19 protein-coding genes and 1 riboswitch are annotated in these 18,763 nt (G+C 54.7%); of the genes, 12 read left to right on the top strand and 7 right to left on the bottom strand.

Features of this window, described 5'->3' with window-relative positions:
* Nucleotides 1-39: 39 nt before the first annotated feature.
* The 9 genes from FEE96_RS17555 to eda all read left to right on the top strand — a co-directional run bounded on the left by FEE96_RS17555 (nucleotide 40) and on the right by eda (nucleotide 10,898).
* Nucleotides 40-1,290, top strand: coding sequence for an ABC transporter substrate-binding protein (locus FEE96_RS17555; protein ID WP_138164422.1), 1,251 nt, complete (start codon nucleotides 40-42; stop codon nucleotides 1,288-1,290).
* A gap of 69 nt (nucleotides 1,291-1,359) precedes the next feature.
* Nucleotides 1,360-2,274, top strand: coding sequence for a carbohydrate ABC transporter permease (locus tag FEE96_RS17560; RefSeq protein ID WP_138164423.1), 915 nt, complete (start codon nucleotides 1,360-1,362; stop codon nucleotides 2,272-2,274).
* Nucleotides 2,275-2,285: 11 nt separating this feature from the next.
* On the top strand, nucleotides 2,286-3,125 hold the full coding sequence (locus tag FEE96_RS17565; protein WP_138164424.1) for a carbohydrate ABC transporter permease: 840 nt from the start codon (nucleotides 2,286-2,288) through the stop codon (nucleotides 3,123-3,125).
* Nucleotides 3,122-4,150: a Gfo/Idh/MocA family protein gene (locus FEE96_RS17570; RefSeq protein WP_138164425.1), complete on the top strand. Its 1,029-nt coding sequence runs from the start codon at nucleotides 3,122-3,124 to the stop codon at nucleotides 4,148-4,150. The genes FEE96_RS17565 and FEE96_RS17570 overlap by 4 nt, the downstream gene beginning before the upstream one ends.
* Nucleotides 4,151-4,152: 2 nt before the next feature.
* Nucleotides 4,153-5,148: an ABC transporter ATP-binding protein gene (locus tag FEE96_RS17575; RefSeq protein WP_138164426.1), complete on the top strand. Its 996-nt coding sequence runs from the start codon at nucleotides 4,153-4,155 to the stop codon at nucleotides 5,146-5,148.
* Nucleotides 5,149-5,300: 152 nt separating this feature from the next.
* Nucleotides 5,301-6,926 carry a glucose-6-phosphate isomerase gene (gene pgi / locus FEE96_RS17580; RefSeq protein ID WP_138164427.1) on the top strand — a complete coding sequence of 542 codons (1,626 nt, stop codon included), beginning with the start codon at nucleotides 5,301-5,303 and terminating at the stop codon, nucleotides 6,924-6,926.
* A gap of 28 nt (nucleotides 6,927-6,954) precedes the next feature.
* Nucleotides 6,955-8,406, top strand: a complete 1,452-nt coding sequence (zwf, locus tag FEE96_RS17585) for a glucose-6-phosphate dehydrogenase (protein ID WP_138164428.1) — start codon at nucleotides 6,955-6,957, stop codon at nucleotides 8,404-8,406.
* Between the two features lie 32 nt (nucleotides 8,407-8,438).
* Nucleotides 8,439-10,250 carry a phosphogluconate dehydratase gene (gene edd / locus FEE96_RS17590; protein WP_138164429.1) on the top strand — a complete coding sequence of 604 codons (1,812 nt, stop codon included), beginning with the start codon at nucleotides 8,439-8,441 and terminating at the stop codon, nucleotides 10,248-10,250.
* Complete coding sequence (gene eda, locus FEE96_RS17595) at nucleotides 10,251-10,898, top strand: bifunctional 4-hydroxy-2-oxoglutarate aldolase/2-dehydro-3-deoxy-phosphogluconate aldolase (protein WP_138164430.1); 648 nt, start codon at nucleotides 10,251-10,253, stop codon at nucleotides 10,896-10,898.
* Nucleotides 10,899-10,951: 53 nt separating this feature from the next.
* Here eda and gph read toward each other — a convergent pair whose 3' ends face one another.
* The 7 genes from gph to phnD all read right to left on the bottom strand — a co-directional run bounded on the left by gph (nucleotide 10,952) and on the right by phnD (nucleotide 17,008).
* Nucleotides 10,952-11,608 carry a phosphoglycolate phosphatase gene (gene gph / locus FEE96_RS17600; protein WP_138164431.1) on the bottom strand — a complete coding sequence of 219 codons (657 nt, stop codon included), beginning with the start codon at nucleotides 11,606-11,608 and terminating at the stop codon, nucleotides 10,952-10,954.
* Entirely contained in the window at nucleotides 11,608-12,162 is a 555-nt protein-coding gene (locus FEE96_RS17605; protein ID WP_138164432.1) for a thioredoxin family protein, read from the bottom strand. Before FEE96_RS17605 ends, gph begins: the two co-directional genes overlap by 1 nt.
* Before the next feature lie 124 nt (nucleotides 12,163-12,286).
* Entirely contained in the window at nucleotides 12,287-13,300 is a 1,014-nt protein-coding gene (locus FEE96_RS17610) for a class 1 fructose-bisphosphatase (RefSeq protein ID WP_138164433.1), read from the bottom strand.
* A gap of 248 nt (nucleotides 13,301-13,548) precedes the next feature.
* A complete protein-coding gene (phnE, locus tag FEE96_RS17615; protein WP_138164434.1) occupies nucleotides 13,549-14,364 on the bottom strand; it encodes a phosphonate ABC transporter, permease protein PhnE in 816 nt (271 codons plus the stop codon).
* The gene (gene phnE, locus FEE96_RS17620) at nucleotides 14,364-15,176 is read right to left on the bottom strand and encodes a phosphonate ABC transporter, permease protein PhnE (protein WP_138164435.1); all 813 of its coding nucleotides are present in this window, start codon (nucleotides 15,174-15,176) and stop codon (nucleotides 14,364-14,366) included. The genes phnE (FEE96_RS17615) and phnE (FEE96_RS17620) overlap by 1 nt, the downstream gene beginning before the upstream one ends.
* Nucleotides 15,173-15,967 carry a phosphonate ABC transporter ATP-binding protein gene (gene phnC / locus FEE96_RS17625; RefSeq protein WP_138164436.1) on the bottom strand — a complete coding sequence of 265 codons (795 nt, stop codon included), beginning with the start codon at nucleotides 15,965-15,967 and terminating at the stop codon, nucleotides 15,173-15,175. The genes phnE (FEE96_RS17620) and phnC overlap by 4 nt, the downstream gene beginning before the upstream one ends.
* Nucleotides 15,968-16,036: 69 nt before the next feature.
* On the bottom strand, nucleotides 16,037-17,008 hold the full coding sequence (phnD, locus tag FEE96_RS17630) for a phosphate/phosphite/phosphonate ABC transporter substrate-binding protein (RefSeq protein WP_138164437.1): 972 nt from the start codon (nucleotides 17,006-17,008) through the stop codon (nucleotides 16,037-16,039).
* A gap of 50 nt (nucleotides 17,009-17,058) precedes the next feature.
* Between phnD and FEE96_RS23555 the strand changes: the two genes are divergently transcribed.
* The 3 genes from FEE96_RS23555 to FEE96_RS17640 all read left to right on the top strand — a co-directional run bounded on the left by FEE96_RS23555 (nucleotide 17,059) and on the right by FEE96_RS17640 (nucleotide 18,763).
* Nucleotides 17,059-17,283 (top strand): hypothetical protein, encoded by a 225-nt coding sequence (locus FEE96_RS23555; protein ID WP_171021748.1) that lies wholly within the window; start codon nucleotides 17,059-17,061, stop codon nucleotides 17,281-17,283.
* Nucleotides 17,247-17,463: riboswitch (cobalamin riboswitch) on the top strand. (Overlaps the previous gene by 37 nt.)
* 101 nt (nucleotides 17,464-17,564) lie before the next feature.
* The gene (locus FEE96_RS17635) at nucleotides 17,565-17,972 is read left to right on the top strand and encodes a DUF1636 family protein (protein WP_138164438.1); all 408 of its coding nucleotides are present in this window, start codon (nucleotides 17,565-17,567) and stop codon (nucleotides 17,970-17,972) included.
* On the top strand, nucleotides 17,969-18,763 hold the full coding sequence (locus FEE96_RS17640; protein ID WP_138164439.1) for an ABC transporter ATP-binding protein: 795 nt from the start codon (nucleotides 17,969-17,971) through the stop codon (nucleotides 18,761-18,763). Before FEE96_RS17635 ends, FEE96_RS17640 begins: the two co-directional genes overlap by 4 nt.

Consider the following 18,763-nt stretch of genomic DNA (forward strand, 5'->3'; position numbering starts at 1 on the left):
GCCAATTGGCCAACAATTGATTATCTAAGGGAGAAAGATATGAACCGGAAACTTCTTAGCCTGGCACTTCTGGGCTCGACCATCTTGGGCGGCGCTGCCGCTGCTGATGTCACACTGACCATCGAGAGCTGGCGCAATGACGATCTTGTCCTGTGGCAGGACAAAATCATCCCAGCATTTGAAGCCGCCAATCCCGGCATCAAAGTAAAGTTCACACCTTCGGCCCCAGCCGAGTACAACGCGGTGCTGAATTCCAAATTGGACGCAGGCAGCGCCGGCGATCTGATCACTTGCCGCCCATTCGATGCTTCGCTGGCCCTGTATGACGGTGGTCACCTGGCCGACATTTCCGGCCTAGAAGGTATGGCCAACTTTTCTGATGTAGCTAAATCAGCATGGCAGACAGACGACGCCTCGGCCTCGTTCTGCATGCCAATGGCATCGGTTATTCACGGCTTCATCTATAACAAAGAAGCCTTTGCAGAGCTGGACATTAAGATCCCAGAAACCGAAGCTGAGTTCTTTGCTGCGCTTGAAACCATCAAAGCAGATGGCAACTATATCCCGATGGCGATGGGTACCAACGACCAGTGGGAAGCCGCAACCATGGGCTATAACAACATTGGTCCAAACTACTGGAAAGGCGAAGAGGGCCGTTTGGCTCTGATCGCTGGCGACCAGAAGTTGACGGATGCACAGTGGGTTGCCCCATATGAAGCTCTGGCCAAATGGGGTGAGTATCTGGGTGACGGATATGAGGCTCAAACATATCCAGACAGCCAGAACATCTTTACTCTGGGCCGTGCTGCAATTTACCCAGCAGGCAGCTGGGAAATCACAGGCTTCAACGCTCAAGCTGATTTTGAAATGGGCGCCTTCAAGGCTCCAGTCCAAAACGCTGGCGACACCTGCTACATTTCGGATCACACCGACATCGCGCTTGGCATGAATGCTGCATCGCCCAATGCCGAGGCGGCCAAGACCTTCCTTAACTGGATGGGTACGTCTGAGTTTGCTGGTATCTACGCCAACGCTCTGCCTGGCTTCTTCTCACTGTCCAACCACGAAGTGGCAATGGAAGATCCGCTGGCGCAGGAATTTGTCAGCTGGCGTGGAGAGTGTGAATCTACAATCCGGTCGACTTATCAGATCCTGTCGCGTGGCACGCCAAATCTGGAAAATGAAACCTGGGGTGCCTCGGTTGCCGCCATCAAAGGCAGCAAATCTGGCGCTGATCTGGGCATGGAACTGCAAAGTGGTCTGGCCAGCTGGTACGCACCACACAAGTAATACCACCACTCACTTGATAACGTTCTGGGCCATCTGTTGGCCCGGAACACCCATGCGGAAAGGGATGACATGAAGAATTCAGGCATCAAATGGCACGTCATCGTGTTTCTGGCACCCGCGGTACTTGTCTATACCGCCATAATGATCTTCCCGCTGTTCAATACCCTGCGATTGGCGCTGTACACAGAGGTGGACCAAGTCCGCCAATTTGTTGGTCTTGAAAACTTCCGCACCCTGTTTGGAAACCCTCATTGGTCAGGGCAGTTCTGGAACGCGCTGGGCAATAACTTTTGGTTTTTCTTCATCCATATGATTGTGCAGAACCCTATCGGCATTGCGCTCGCTGCTATTCTCAGCCATCCACGTCTGCGCTTTGCTGCAGTGTATCGCACCGCAATTTTTGTACCCACGATCCTATCGTTTGTTATCGTAGGTTTTGCCTGGAAACTGATCCTGTCACCGATCTGGGGTATTACCCCTGATATGCTCAAAGCCTTGGGTCTGAAATGGCTATATGCACCCTATTTGGGCAAAGAAGAATATGCACTGACCACACTCGCGCTGATCTCGGTCTGGCAGTTTGTCGGTATACCGATGATGCTAATCTATGCCGCGCTTCTGTCGATCCCCGAAGAAGTTCTGGAAGCCGGGGAAGTTGACGGCATCACCGGCTTTGCGTCTTTCTGGAAAATAAAATTACCGCTGATCCTGCCTTCGATTGGCATCATCTCGATCCTGACATTTGTGGGCAACTTCAACGCCTTTGACTTGATATACACCACCCAAGGGGCGCTTGCCGGGCCTGCCTTCTCAACCGATATCCTAGGCACGTTCATGTATCGCACGTTCTTTGGCTTCCAGCTGCAATTGGGCGACCCACATATGGGGTCGGCTATCGCCAGCGGCATGTTTGGCATCATCCTAATTGGTGTCTGCATCTATCTGTTTGGCATCCAGACCCGTCTACGCCGGTATCAATTCTAAAGGAGGCTGAGATGTCCAAAGCACGCAATAACCCGCTAAACAGCTTCGCCGCCCATGCCGCGCTGATCACCTATACTCTGATCGCGCTGTTCCCGGTGTTCGTCATCCTGGTCAACAGCTTCAAAACCCGCAAAGCAATCTTTCGCGATCCATTGGCGCTACCCGAAGCCGATACGTTCACATTGATCGGCTATCAAACTGTGCTGAAACAGGGGGACTTCTTCCTCTACTTTCAGAACTCGATGATCGTTACAGTCGTGTCGCTGACACTGGTGTTGCTGTTCGGCGCCATGGCTGCCTTTGCGCTGGCCGAATACAAATTCAAAGGCAATCTGCTGATGGGGCTGTATCTGGCGCTTGGGATCATGATTCCAATCCGTATTGGTACCGTCGCTATTCTCGAAATGATGGTCAGCAGCGGCTTGGTCAACACCCTTTGGGCCCTGATTTTGGTCTATACCGCACAAGGCCTGCCTCTGGCGGTGTTCATTCTGTCCGAATTCATGCGCCAGGTTTCTGATGACCTCAAAAACGCAGGCCGAATTGATGGGCTGTCAGAATACACCATTTTCTTCCGGCTGGTGCTGCCACTGGTTCGCCCTGCAATGGCAACTGTGGCCGTTTTCAACATGATCCCAATCTGGAACGATCTGTGGTTCCCATTGATCCTGGCCCCCGCCGAAGAAACCAAAACGCTGACTTTGGGTAGCCAGGTGTTTATTGGCCAGTTTGTTACTGACTGGAATGCCGTCCTGTCGGCCCTGTCGATGGCCATTCTGCCGGTGATGATCCTCTACGTGATCTTCTCACGCCAGTTGATCCGCGGCATCACCTCAGGAGCTGTTAAATGATCCGCGTCCTAATAGCTGGCCTTGGCAACATGGGCCTGTCCCATGCGCTTGCCCACCACAACAATCCAGGCGCCGAGGTTGTCGGATTGGTCAACCGGTCTGGGGTCGTCGAAAACCCCGATCTACAAGGTTATCCGGTGTTCACCGACTTCGATATCGCGCTCGCCGAAGTGAAACCTGATCTGGTTGTGGTTGCCACCTATTCCGATAGCCATGCAGGGTATGCAATTGCAGCGATGGAAGCTGGCGCACATGTGTTTGTCGAAAAGCCGCTGGCCACAACTGTAGAAGACGCACGCCGCGTCACCGCCAAAGCCGTCGAACTGAACCGCAAGCTGGTCGTAGGCTATATCCTGCGCCACCACCCCTCGTGGGTTCGTTTAATCGAAGAAGCACGTAATCTGGGCGGGCCATATGTATTCCGCATGAACCTGAACCAACAATCCAGTGGCGACACATGGGAAACCCACAAGGCGCTAATGCAGACCACGCCACCAATTGTGGATTGTGGCGTGCACTATGTGGATGTCATGTGCCAGATCACCGATGCCAAACCCGTCCGCGTAAACGGCATGGGGCTGCGCCTGTCCGACGAGATTGCCGAGGACATGTATAACTACGGCCAGTTCCAGGTGGTGTTCGAGGACAACTCGGTTGCCTGGTATGAAGCTGGTTGGGGCCCGATGATGTCGGAAACCGCGTTTTTTGTAAAAGACGTGATCTCACCCAACGGTTCTGTGTCGATTACTGAAAAAGACAAAGCTGGGTCTGATGATGTTGACGGCCACACCGCCGTTGGCGCGCTTTTGGTGCATCGCCCGGATGGGGATCAGCTGATCGACTTGCCGGGTGAGCCCGGCCATCAGCAACTTTGCGACGCCGAGCAGGCCTATATGCTACGCGCCATTACCGAGAACATCGATCTATCCCGCCATATGCAGGACGCCGTCCTGTCCCTGCACATCTGTCTGGCTGCGGACGAAAGCATCCGCTCCGGCCACCCAATTGACTTGACTGGAGCCTGATCATGACCGCTCTTTCGCTTACCAATGTTTGTAAATCCTTTGGCCAGGTCGAAGTCCTCAAAGACATCAATCTGACTGTTGAAGAGGGCGAGTTCGTCGTTTTTGTTGGCCCTTCGGGCTGTGGCAAATCCACTTTGCTCAGAGTTATCTCAGGCCTGGAAGAAGCCACGTCTGGTGATATCGAAATCAGTGGCAACTCAGTGAATGATGTACCACCTGCCAAGCGTGGCATCGCCATGGTGTTCCAATCTTATGCGCTTTATCCGCACCTGACAGTACGCGACAACATGTCGTTGGCCCTGAAACAGGAGCGCAAACCCAAGGACGAGATCGCGGCACGGGTTGCTGAAGCAAGCCGGATGTTGTCGCTGAGCGACTATCTTGATCGGCGCCCTTCGGAGCTATCGGGCGGGCAACGTCAGCGTGTCGCCATTGGCCGTGCTGTAGTCCGCGAGCCAGACCTGTTCCTATTCGATGAACCACTGTCCAATCTGGATGCAGCCCTGCGGATGAACACCCGGTTGGAAATTGCCCGACTGCACCGCCAGCTCGGCGCTAGCATGATATATGTCACCCACGACCAGATCGAAGCGATGACACTGGCTGACAAAATCGTAGTATTGCGAGATGGGCGCGTTGAGCAGGTCGGCAGCCCAATGGAAATCTACAACCACCCCGCCAACCGCTTTGTTGCTGAGTTCATTGGCTCTCCATCAATGAATTTTGTTCCAGCAGAACGGCTCGGTGGGCAAAATGGACAATTCGTCGGTATTCGTCCCGAATATGCTCAGGTCACCCCAAATGGTCGCTTGAAGGGCAAAGTCATTCACGTCGAAAAATTGGGAGGTGACACCAACATCCTAATCGACCTGGGCGACGATCTGACCTTTACCTCCAGGGTGTTTGGGCAGTACGATACTCATGTAGATCAGGAAATCGCTCTGGATTTCGATGATACCAAGTGCCTGTCCTTTGACGCTGAAGGACAACGTATCTGATCGTATAGCGCCTGAATGGGTCATGCCAATACGTGCTGAGACAATATAGCTCTCGCCATAAGTGATTTTTGGCGCTACACACCGAGATGTTACCGCTAACTTCGCAAGAGCTTACGACCCGGTAGCCGCTGTGGCAGCAAGGACATTATGTAATGAGTACCATTTGGCAGTTACTAGAGGAACATCGCGCCAAGACCGCTGAGGTTGCAATCTTATCGCTATTTCAGCACGATGGCCGCTTTGACGATTTTTCAGCCGAGCAGGACGAGCTTCTGCTCGACTTCTCCAAGACCAGCATCGACAACACTGCGCTGGATCTGCTGGTACAGCTCACAGAAAGCGTGCAGCTGGAAGAAAAAATTGATGCGTTGTTTCGTGGCGATCCAATCAACACCACCGAAGGCCGCGCCGTACTCCATACTGCGCTGCGAGCGCAGGCGGACACACCGATCCTGGTAGACGGCAAAGACGTTTTGCCCGGTGTCCGCGATACTTTGGCGCGAATGGAACAATTTGCACAGGACATCCATAGCGGAAGAATTACAGCCGCAGATGGAGACAGCTTCACAGATGTAATCAACATCGGTATTGGCGGTTCTGATCTTGGCCCAGCAATGGCAACTTTGGCGCTAGCCCCTTACCACACGGGACCACGCTGCCATTTTGTGTCCAATGTGGATGGCGCTCATATCCATGACACGCTTCAAAACCTGGACCCGCGACGCACTCTGGTGATCATCGCATCCAAGACGTTTACCACTATTGAAACCATGACCAATGGCAACACCGCGCTGGTCTGGCTACGCGAGGCACTGGGGGATAAAGCCACCGAACACCTGGCTGCTGTCTCAACTGCTCTGGACAAAACCACCGCGTTTGGCATTGTACCCGATCGGGTCTTTGGTTTCGAAAACTGGGTCGGCGGTCGCTATTCTCTCTGGGGGCCAATCGGGCTGCCAATTCTATTGGCTATTGGCTCAGACAGCTTTCGCCAATTCCTGCAAGGTGCGGCAGCAATGGATGACCATTTTCGCACAGCTCCGATGCGGGTAAACTTACCGGTATTGATGGGCCTGGTCGGCATCTGGCACAACAATATCTGCGGCTACGGCAGCCGCGCCATACTGCCCTATGATCAACACCTGCAACGCCTACCCGCCTACCTGCAACAGTTGGATATGGAGAGCAACGGCAAGCAGGTGGCTCAGGATGGCACCGCCCTTCCCCGCGCTTCTGGCCCAGTGGTCTGGGGAGAACCCGGCACCAATGGACAACATGCATTTTATCAATTGCTGCATCAGGGCACCGCTGTGGTTCCAGCTGAGTTCTTGATCGCCGCCGAGGGCCATTCACCGGAACTGGCGCATCACCATCAATTGCTCAAGGCGAATTGTCTTGCCCAGTCTGAAGCTTTGATGTGTGGTCGTTCCAAGGCTGAAGCTACCGTCGTTGCCTCTGAACGAGGTTTCGAGGGCGATGAACGAGAACGCATGGCCGCTCATCTCAGTTTTCCCGGCAACCGCCCGTCAACAACCATTGCCTATCCCAAACTCACACCTTTTGTGCTGGGTCAGATTATCGCGCTCTATGAACATCGCGTGTTCACAGAAGGCGCAATCTGGGGCCTCAATTCATTCGATCAATGGGGGGTAGAGCTTGGCAAGGAACTTGCTGTTGCGCTGCTGCCAATGATCGATGGTGCACCATCAGATGGTAAAGACGACTCAACCAGCGGCTTGCTTGATAAGCTTTCCCAAAACACCGCCAAACAGACCTGAACCCCAGCTTAATACGTCAGAGAGAACTATGGTTTCCCGAGTCATACCCGTCCAATCTTTTGATCTTGTGCTGTTCGGCGCGACCGGCGACCTTGCCCGGCGCAAAATCCTGCCCAGCCTGTTTCATCGGTTCCAACTGGGGCAGTTCTGCGACAGTTCCCGCATCATCGGCGCCTCGCGTAGCGATATGGATGTAGACAGCTTTCGCAACTTGGTGGCTGATGCCGTTCGCGAATTTGGCCAGAAAGACGAGGTCAACGACGAGGACATCACCGCGTTTGTGGCTCAGCTCGACTATGTCGCAATTGATGCCAAGGGAGATCAGGGCTGGGACGAACTGGGGAAACACATGCGCCCAGATATGGTGCGTGCCTTTTACCTATCGGTCGCCCCAAGCTTGTTTGGCGATATTGCCACTCGGCTGCGCAGCACAGGTATTGCGACGGATGACAGCCGCATTGTGGTTGAAAAACCTTTTGGCAACGACCTTGCCAGCGCTCAGGCACTAAACAAAGCGCTACGGGCCAATTTTGAAGAAGGCCAAATTTACCGGATCGACCACTATCTTGGCAAAGAAACGGTGCAGAACTTGATGGCATTACGCTTTGCCAACTCGTTGTTCGAACCTTTGTGGAACTCCTCTCATATCGACCATGTCCAGATCACCGTTGCCGAAAGCATCGGAGTGGAAGGCCGAGGCGAATATTATGACCGCTCCGGCGCAATGCGCGACATGGTGCAAAACCACCTGATGCAACTGCTTTGCCTGACCGCGATGGAGCCACCGGGCAAGTTTACCCCGGACGCTGTGCGCAACGAAAAGGTCAAGGTGATCGAGGCACTGGAGCCTGTTGAAAATACCGACATCGCGCGTGGACAATATCGCGCCCAAAATGACACCGGTAGTTACCGCGACCATGCTGGCGATCCAAACAGTCAGACCGAGAGCTTTATCGCCATGAAGGTTCAAGTGGCCAACTGGCGCTGGGCAGGCACACCGTTTTATCTGCGGACCGGAAAACGCCTGCGTGAACGCGTGTCAGAGATCGCAGTGTTTTTTCGCGACCCTCCACATAACATTTTCCAAGGCAGCGACCCTGCCAAAGGCAATGTTCTGGTCATCCGCTTGCAGCCGGATGAAGGCATTACCTTACATACCACCATTAAGGATCCCGGCCCCGGCGGAATGCGTCTGACCGAGGCTGCGCTGGACATGACCTTTGCCGACAGTCTAGCCGAAGCCGAACGCCCACAAGACGCGTATGAGCGGCTGATCATGGATGTGATCCGTGGCAACCAGACTCTGTTTATGCGCGGAGACGAGGTCGAAGCGGCTTGGGCTTGGGCCGATCCAATCATATCGGGTTGGGACGACCCGCGACACGCACCTCAGCCCTATGACACAGGTGGCTCAGGGCCCGAAGACAGCCTGCTCCTGCTGCACCGTGACGGTCGGCGCTGGCGCAGAATCGGCAACTAATCCAAGGCACCAAAACAGAAAAGCGGCACCCAATGACCCTGAATACAACCCTGGCCTCGGTAACCGAACGCATCATCACCCGCAGCGCGCCTACACGGGGCGCCTATCTGGAAAGAATGCGCGCTGCCCAGAGCAACGGCCCTGCGCGCGCGCACCTTACGTGCAGCGGTCAGGCCCATGCCTATGCTGCAGCCGGTCCTGATCAGGCAGCACTGGCCAAAGCATCCGCTGGCCACCTTGGCATCATCACCGCCTACAACGATATGCTGTCTGCGCATCAGCCATTTGAAACCTACCCGCAGATCGTCCGCGACGCAGTGCGTAAAGTGGGTGGAACTGCACAGGTTGCCGGTGGCGTTCCGGCGATGTGTGATGGTGTTACGCAGGGCGAGGCTGGTATGGAGCTCAGCCTGTTTTCGCGCGATGCCATTGCCATGTCGACTGCTGTTGGCCTTAGCCACAACACCTTTGACGCCGCCGTATTTTTGGGCGTCTGTGACAAGATCGTGCCAGGGTTGGTGATAGGCGCTCAGGTCTTTGGCCATTTGCCTGCTGTATTCCTGCCAGCCGGGCCAATGGTCAGCGGTTTGGCTAACGATGAAAAAGCCAAGATCCGTCAAAAATACGCTATGGGTGAAGTCGGTCGCGAAGAACTGCTGAAAGCGGAAATGTCGGCCTATCACGGGCCCGGAACCTGCACCTTTTACGGTACAGCCAACACCAACCAGATGCTGATGGAATTCATGGGCCTGCACCTGCCGGGTTCCAGCTTTGTCAATCCGGGCACCGAGCTGCGTGAGGCCCTTACACAGGAGGGCGCGCGCCGGGCTTTGTCGCTTAGCGCCTTGGGCAATGCCTATACTCCGGTTTGTGATATCCTGGACGAAAAGGCCTTTGCCAACGGTATTGCCGGGCTGATGGCGACAGGGGGATCAACCAATTTACTGATCCACCTTATTGCCATGGCCCGCGCGGGGGGCATTATTCTGGACTGGCAGGATTTCTCGGATCTGTCCGAAGTGGTGCCGCTGCTGGCGCGCGTTTATCCAAACGGATTGGCCGATGTGAACCACTTCCACGCGGCAGGCGGGCTTGGTTACATGATTGGTGAAATGCTGGCCAATGGTTTGCTGCACCCGGATACTAAAACCGTTGCTGGCGACGGCCTGTCCAATTATGTCACTGAACCCTTCCTCACCGACGATGGTCTGGAATGGCGCAGCGGCACTGGTCAAAGCCTGAATGAGGGAATTTGCAGACCTGTTAGTGCCCCGTTCCAGCCAACAGGGGGTTTAAGCCGCCTGACCGGCTCGCTTGGGACGGCTGTCATGAAGATCTCGGCCGTTGCTGAAGAACACCGTATCGTCGAAGCCCCTGTCCGAATCTTCCATGACCAAGATGATGCCAAAGCGGCATTCAAGGCAGGTGAGTTCACTGGAGATGTGATCATCGTGGTACGCTTCCAAGGGCCCAAGGCCAATGGCATGCCGGAACTGCACAGTTTGACACCTATGCTATCGATTATGCAGGGCCGTGGACAAAAGGTGGCTTTGGTCACCGATGGCCGTATGTCCGGAGCCAGCGGCAAAGTACCCGCTGCCATCCACGTGGTGCCCGAAGCACTGGACGGCGGGCCAATCGCCTATATTCAGGACGGCGACATGCTGCGTGTTGATGCTTTGACCGGAACATTGGACATCCTTACGCCTGACGTGACCAAACGCGACCCGGCAACTGCTGACCTTTCTGCCCATGCCTATGGCATGGGCCGCGAACTGTTTTCCCCTTTCCGCCAATTGGTTGGTTCAGCCGACACCGGCGCCAGCGTATTCGGAGACCTATAGATGTCCATTACCCCCCAAGCCGCCAGCGCGCGCAACCGCGAGATCTGCCAGATGGCACCGATTATCCCTGTACTGGTGGTGCATGACGTGGCCCACGCCCGCCCACTGGCCGAGGCCCTTGTACGCGGTGGATTGCCGGTACTGGAAGTTACCCTGCGCACGCCCGTCGCGCTGGATGTCATCCGTGAAATGGCCAAGGTTGAAGGTGGCGTCGTTGGTGCCGGGACTTTGGTGACCCCAGATGATGTGACTGCCGCTGTTGCGGCCGGCGCCCAATTTGGCGTCTCCCCTGGTGCAACTGATTTACTTCTGGATACCTGCGAAGACATCGGCCTGCCCCTATTGGCGGGCGCGGCCTCGGCTTCAGAAGCCATGCGACTGCTGGAGCGCGGGTACGACATGCTGAAATTTTTCCCTGCAGAAGCCTCGGGTGGGGTTCCGACACTGAAAGCCGTTGGCGCACCACTGCCCCAGATTTCATTCTGCCCCACAGGTGGTGTCAGCCCGTCCAATGCTGCCAGCTATCTCTCACTCCCCAACGTGGTCTGCGCCGGTGGCAGCTGGGTAGCCCCCAGCGATCTGGTCAACAGTGGCCAATGGGGCAAGATCGAAGCCCTAGCACGGGCCGCCAGTCAATTGGGGCTCTAAACCGAGTAGCATCGTGCCCCTCGTCCTCCGAACGAGGACGAGGGGCACATTGTTCAAGCGGCTTCTACCAGTAGGTCTCGGACCAAAGCCGGTAGCACAGTGTAATCATCAAAAGCCACGGTATGGGGCATCTCATCTACCGCGCATTTGCGATACCCTAGGGTGAACAGCAAAAACGGCACTCCAGCCCGCTCACCAGTTTCTGCATCCACATCGCTGTCACCCACATATAGCCGGGGCCCCTCTCCCAGCGCCTCAAACGCTGCGTGCAGCGGCGCCGGGTCGGGTTTGTGCACCGGCAGGCTGTCACCTCCCCACATGGTGTCAAACAAATGGTCGATTTTCAGATGTTCCAACACTGAACGACAAGGCCGGATTGGTTTGTTAGTACAGATGCCAAGGCTGTGACCCTCTGCCTTGAGTGCTTCCAACGCAGCCACAACGCCGGGATAGATCACCGTCAGATGAACAGCGTCGTCGTAGCGGGCAACAAAATCAGCCAGCAACCGGGCCTGTTCACTATCCGGTATTCCACGCGCACCGCGCATTCGGTTGACGAAGATAGCAGCCCCATTCCCGATGAAGTCGCGTGTCTGTTCCAGCGAGATCAATTCCAGACCTTCTTGCGCTAGTACAGTGTTGGCAATGCCATGAATGTCCGGCGCGCTGTCAATCAATGTGCCATCCAGGTCAAAAACAATACGAGCCATCAGGCATCCTTCCATTTGATTGAACAGCCCATCGAGGCAATTTGTTCTGACGGTCCAATACCGGTTGCGGCCACAAGCTTCATCGCTTCAAACAGGTCACGGCGCAATTCGTCTGCGCCCGCAGCCCGTGTTGAGCCATCTAGGCGGCCCCGGTACTGCAACTCAAGATCACTATTGAAACCAAAGAAGTCCGGCGTGCAGGCTGCGTCATAGCCACGTGCAATACTTTGATCAGCGTCGTAAAGATAAGGGAATGGGAACTCTCGGTCCGAGGCCAGTAAAGCCATATTTTCGAAACTATCCTGCGGATATGCTGCGACGTCGTTTGACGAAATTGCAACAACACCGACCCCAAGCTCCTGCAATTCTGTTGCATCGCGGATAATACGGTCCAGGACAGCCAGCACATAAGGGCAGTGATTGCAGATAAACATCACCAACGTACCTTTAGGGCCTGAGATATTGGCGAGAGATACAGTACGCCCATCAGTGGCAGGCAAAGTAAAATCCGGCGCTTTCCAACCAAAATCACAGACAGGGGGAGTTACAGCCATGGGGGATCCGATCTAAAGGTTCAGGAGGGAAAGGGCTCGCGGTAAGTCCGGATACCCTTGCCGTTTAACTGTGGACTGTCCACCGATCCCGGCCGGAATTCCACCAAGAATGTGGTCATGGTTTTCACGATTTAATCTGAGGGGACCCGTTGCTTCCACGAAAGGCAGAGTTTTCTTGCGTAGGCAGGTCGTGATAAACGGCGACCCGTTCGACTTTGGCTGGTGTTCCAAACACAAAAGGCACCCGCACATGTAACGAATCCGGAGCACGGTCCAGAATGCGAGCCGATCCATCTGTCGCCCGCCCACCAGCCTGTTCGACCAATAAAGCAATCGGTGCGCATTCATACAGCAGCCGCAAACGACCGTTCTCATAGCCCTGACGTTCATCGCTGGGATACAAGAAGATACCCCCTCGCATCAAGATACGGTGCGTTTCGGCCACCAGGGATGCCACCCAGCGCATGTTGAAATTTTTGCCACGGGGGCCAGCCTCCCCGGCTAAACAATCATCAATATAGGTCCGGATCGGTTTGGACCAATGACGATAGTTGGACGCGTTGATGGCAAATTCGATAGAGGTCTCCGGGATTTCGACGCTTGGGTTTATCAGTACAAATGCCCCGGTATCAGGGTCCAGAATGTAATGCTGGACACCATCCCCAAAGCTCACAACCAATGCCGTTTGCGGGCCATAAATGACATAACCACCGCCAATCTGATGGGTTCCCGAACGCAAGAAAGTATTATCTGGATCCTCCAGCGCTTCGACAAAGGAGAAGATCGTCCCGATGGAGACATTGACGTCGATGTTCGAAGAGCCGTCCAGCGGGTCGATGGCCACACCAATGCCACCATCAGCATCAATCTCCACGACCTCTTCGCGTTCTTCTGAGGCGTACCAGCGCACACCGGTCCCGCGCAGACCGTCTGCGAAAGCCTCATCGGCGATCACATCCAGCGCTTTTTGGTTGTCGCCATCAGTGTTGCTACCGACCTCGTGCCCCAGGGAACCCGACAGTTCGCCCCGTGCAATTGTCCGGGACAGCTGTGCAGCCACCTCACAAATTGCCAGCATGGGCTGGTACAGTTTTTTAGGTATAGCGTCTGACGCTACGATGGCAGCAACTGAGGTCATCATGGCCTCCCTATCTGAACTTCGGTTTGGCGCCATTTGCGGCGGTCAGGTGTCTTATGTACCTAAATCTTCAGAACCAATAGCGGGAATTTTCAGGTGTGGACCTGCGTCAAGTACACCCGCTCCCACACATGCCTGGCAGATCATCTGTGCAACATTGTGAAACGAAAATTGGGCGCAAAGGCGCCCAATTAGATTAGTTTAAGATGCCGTTATCTCTGCTCGTGCGCCCCTTGCAGGACCCCCGGCTAGATAATCGCACCACGAACTTTGGCCGATACCCACTCGCTGACCACCACCGCGAACAAAATCACCAGAAGGATCAGACTAACCTGTGGCCAAGCCAACGTGTTCAAAGAACCCTGCAGCTGCAAGCCAATACCGCCGGCGCCAACCAGTCCCAACACTGTGGATTCGCGCAGGTTGATATCCCACCTGAACACTGCGATCCCCGCAAAGGCTGGCAACACCTGAGGCACGATTCCATAGGCCATCACTTGCCAGCGACTGGCGCCCGTGGCGGTAATGGCCTCGACCTGTGTCTCGTCGATTTCTTCAATCGCCTCGTAGAGCAATTTGGCGCAAAACCCAATTGAACGGATTGAAATGGCTACCAGTCCAGCAAACACACCCGGTCCAAGGATCTTAACCAGTAACAAAGCCCAGATAAGTGAGTTGATTGATCGAGTTGAAACAATAATGAGCAGCGCAATTGGCCGAACGAACAACGCTGAAGGCGTCGTATTACGTGCAGCCATGAAGGCCACGGGAACCGCCATCATCAACGCCAAAACTGTGCCCAAAGTGGCAATGTTCAACGTGTCCCATAGTGGCTCCCACAGCTTGTCCATGTAAGACCAACGCGGTGGAACAGCACGACCGCCAATATCTGCAGCGATACGCGGCGCATCCCAAAAGAACTGCCAGGTTGTTGCCGCTGATATCTGCTGCCAGCACCACATGAACACAGCCGTTCCAATGAACCAGGCAAACCAGATCTTGAACTGGGTGTTGCGATCACGTCTCTGCCAGACTTTCTGGCCATCAACATTAGAAATAGCCATTACTGAACCCTCGCGCGGATAATGCCGGACAGATACTCTAGCGCCATAACTGTGACGATGATCATCAAGAGAATGGCCGCTGCAGTATCAAACTCATAGCGATCGAACGCCGTATTCAGCGTAGCTCCAATACCTCCGGCCCCAACGATACCCAAAACAGCACTTTCGCGGAAATTGATATCCAGCCGGTAGATCGACAGCCCAATCAGGCGCGGAACCACCTGCGGATGGATGCCGTAAGTATAGCGCTGCAACCAGCTTGCCCCGGTAGACCGCACCGCCTCCGCCTGTATCCGGTCCATATCTTCGATTTCTTCGGCCAGCAGTTTTGACAAAAAGCCGATCGTCGCAAAACTAAGGGTCAGAAAGCCAGCCAGAGGTCCAAATCCAAAAATCGCCACCAGCAAAATGGCGACAACAATTTCATTCAGCGCCCGGGACAGCGCAATAATTGAACGACACACAAGATAAACCGGCAAAATCGAAATATTGCGGGCTGCACCCAGGCCAATTGGGATTGAAATGCCGATACCAACTACAGTTGACGCAAACGCCATCACCGCGCTTTCGATCATACCACTCTTGATTTCGCCGGCCCGCGAGGTGAAGTCCGGATTGGCAAAGGCGATGACAAATTGCCAGCCGCGGTCCAGTCCCCGGTACACCCGGGCCCAGTTTACATCGATCGAATAGATCGCAAGGATCAAGTAGATTACCCCCCCTATCAGGAGGGCCCAGCGCAAACCGGGAGAGCTAATAAAGGGAGGTTTTTTCCATGGTTGGCCCAACCGGGCCTCTAGTGCAGCGCTCATTGTGCTGCATCCATTTCATCTTCGTCCTCAACCTTCTGGATTGTCTCAGACCAATCTTCATCTCCGTAGATCCGCGTCAACACACCCTCAGTCAGCTCGGCGGGGGTTCCGTCAAAAACCATGGTGCCTAGTTTCAAGCCAACGATACGCGACACAAACATCTGTGCCAAAGCAACGTCGTGAATATTCACAATGGCTGCCAGCTCCCGCTCTTTGCACAGTTCGACGATCAACCGCATGATCTGGCGTGAGGTTTTGGGGTCCAGTGAAGCAGTCGGTTCATCCACCAACAAGACCGAAGGATTTTGGATCAGCGCGCGGCAAATGCCTACCCGCTGCCGCTGCCCACCGGACAGCTCGTCGGCGCGTTTATCTGCCATTTCAACCAGTCCAACCCGGTCGAGCAGACGAAACGCCTCGTCGACATCTTTTTGCGGATATTTGCGAAGGAAGCTGCGCCAGAAACCAACGTATCCCAACCGACCGGATAACACGTTTTCCATAACCGTCAGACGTTCGACCAGAGCATATTCCTGAAAGATCATCCCCATACGACGGCGTTCTTTACGCAACCCGCCCAGACCCAACCCGGTCAACTCAACGTCACCCAACTCAACCGTTCCCGAGGTCGGCTCCACCAATCGATTGATACAACGGATCAGAGTGGACTTCCCAGCGCCAGATGGACCAATCAGGGCCAGAACCTGGCCCGTGGGCACCTCCAAATCGACATCGTTCAACGCCCTGTCGCCGGTTTTATAGATTTTGGTCAGTTTTTTTAAACGCAGCATTTAGGCCTCGTAATGCGCAAAGGGCATGCGCCCCGAGATCGGGGCGCACAATTTAGATTTAGCTTTGGATCAGTTGCAAGCGTAGCTCACACCATTCGCAGTATCGATTTTGCGAATAACGTCCCAGAACTCCTTATAGTTCATCTTTAGGAACTGGCCTTCATTGGACTTCTCGAACTCTTCCTGCAATGCGGTCCCTTCCCACTCAAAGCTGAAGAACGCGTCTTGGATTTGAGCCTGCAACTCGGGCGTCAGATTGTGCGCTGTGCCAAATCCAGTGGTTGGGAACGTCTGTGATTTGTAGATCGAAACCACATCATCGGCTTTCAACTCACCGCGGCTGATCATCCGGTGCAGAACCGAGTTGGCAATCGAGGCCGCCATATAGTCCTGATTGGCAACACCCATGATCGAGTTGTCATGCTTGCCTGAGTAAACTGGTTCAAAATCCCGATCAGGGATTAAATCATAGTCACCTTTCAAGATTGCGCTTGGTGCCTTGAAACCAGAGTTTGACGTCGGTGAGGTAAAGGCCAGCTGTCCGCCTTTGATGTCTTCGACCTTTTCAATACCCGAACCCGGATATGTCAGAATTTCCATTTCATAGCCAAAATTGCCATCCAGTGAGGCCATGATGGTAAAGGGCCGGAATCCTGCACAGTTCACTGCCAGGGGATTGGACCCGGTGTTAAAGCCAGCAATGTGCAAGCGGCCCGAGCGCATGGCCTCGATTTGCGCCGCATTAGATTGCACTGGGAAGAACTGGACTTTTTTGCCGGTTTTTGCAGCCAGGTGATCCATAAATTCGGCCCAAACTGACACATAAACAGCCGGATCTTCCACAGGAGTATAGGTGAAGATCAGGGTGTCTGGGTCAACCAGTTCGCTTGCATCTGTTGGGATATCCGCAACCAGATCGCCATCAGCGTCACAGAACCGGTCATCCAAAGTACCGCGCTCACAATCAGCCGCCGCGGCACCGGCAAGGGTCAGGCCAGCAATAAAGGCCGCCATTGACACAGCTTTAGAAAAAACACTCATAATCTTCTCCCTTTTGTTTTTTATTCGACAGAGCCTAGCGGTAAAAATTCATGCAGCAAGCATTTTGTCATATTCATCATCGCGGTACTCCCGCAGCTATTGCGTTGATGCTCTCTCATTGGACAGACCGTCTGCTAGTGGCAAATGCCTGGGTTCTTGCCGACGGCCTCACGGAATTTGCGATTTCGTTTGAACAGGTCAGGATTGAATTTTTCAAATTGACAGATCCACGCAAGTCAGGCACCTCTGCCTGGATGGTTCTCGGTACGCCATAGGTAATCCGGGATGAAAAGGGAACACGGTGCGGTGTAGCCATCAGGCGCCAAATCCGTGACTGCCCCCGCAACTGTAAGCGGCGAGCGACCTGTCAAAACCACTGGGCTAACCACCCCGGGAAGGTGACAGAGAGCTTCGACCCGTGAAGTCAGGAGACCTGCCATCTGGATTCAACTCAACCCAGGCGGGGAGCCTGGACGGAGGCCAGATATGGTTACGACAGCATATGCTGAACACATGACAGGTTTCTTCATGCCCCCGCATTTTCGCGGAGGGCGACATGAGCCGACCCAATTCCCACAGAATTACTGTTTGCACGTCGTGCAGACACACCAACGATCTATGCCGGTCCGGTTATGAACTGATCGACCAACTGCGCAGCGCAATTGCGGCAGCGGGAAACACTGTTTCAGAAGACTTTGAAATGTCGGGGACTGCCAGCATGACAGGCTGCAATCGCCTGTGCACTGTGGCCTATCACGGCAGCAGCAAGGCGGCATATCTGTTTGGTGATATCGATCCCGATCAGGACATCAAGGATCTGGTGGACTATGCTCGCCAGCCTGCAATGCAGCATGGCGGTTGCTGTTCCGCGATGGGCCATCCCGAAAAGCCACTCGAGTCTTCGCTGCTCCGAGTACCTTCCGCCGTCATTGCGTTAGAGGAAAGTACGGAACTCCTGTCATGAATGGGGCCGAACTGCGCGTTGAAAGCGTCAGCTGGTCTCCAGCTCGGCATGCCGAGCCTATCCTGCACCCAACATCGTTTAACCTAGCGGCCGGGCGCGTTTTGGGCGTGGTAGGGCCAAATGGAGCAGGCAAGTCCACTCTGCTTCGGCTCTTGTATCGCTTCAACAAACCCTCTTCTGGCCGTGTCTTGGTTGGCGACGACAATCTATGGTCATTGCCGCCCCGCACAGCCGCCCGCCGTGTTGCGGCCGTTTTACAGGAACACACCACGGATTTTGCTTTGACCGTCCGCGAGATCGTCAATTTGGGGCGTCTCCCGCATCGAGCGGGTTTCACGACGACTGGTCAGCTATGCCACCGGATTGTCGACGACGCGCTGCACCGGCTGGACCTATTCCAGCTTGGGCATCGCCAGTTTAGCACCCTGTCCGGCGGTGAACGTCAGCGTGTCATGGTGGCGCGGGCACTGGCGCAAAACCCTCAAATTTTGGTTCTGGATGAACCAACCAACCACCTGGATATTCGCCACCAATTGGAAGTCTTGCGTCTAATCCACGACTTGAACATGACCATCGTAACGTCACTACACGACCTGAACACGGCCGTTAGGGTCTGCGACGAAATCCTGGTGTTGAAACAGGGCCGCCCGTTGGGGTTTGGCCCTCCTGCCCAATTCCTGAATGCCAGCTTGGTATCAGAGGCCTTTCGGGTTGATGCCCGACAGGAAAACCTCAGCCCAAGTAACACCCCGCATTTTTCCTTTCACTTACCAAACCAACCTGAGAGATAA

Origin of the sequence: Parasedimentitalea maritima (assembly GCF_005771405.1) — a bacterium.
In the GTDB taxonomy this organism is placed as follows: domain Bacteria; phylum Pseudomonadota; class Alphaproteobacteria; order Rhodobacterales; family Rhodobacteraceae; genus Parasedimentitalea; species Parasedimentitalea maritima.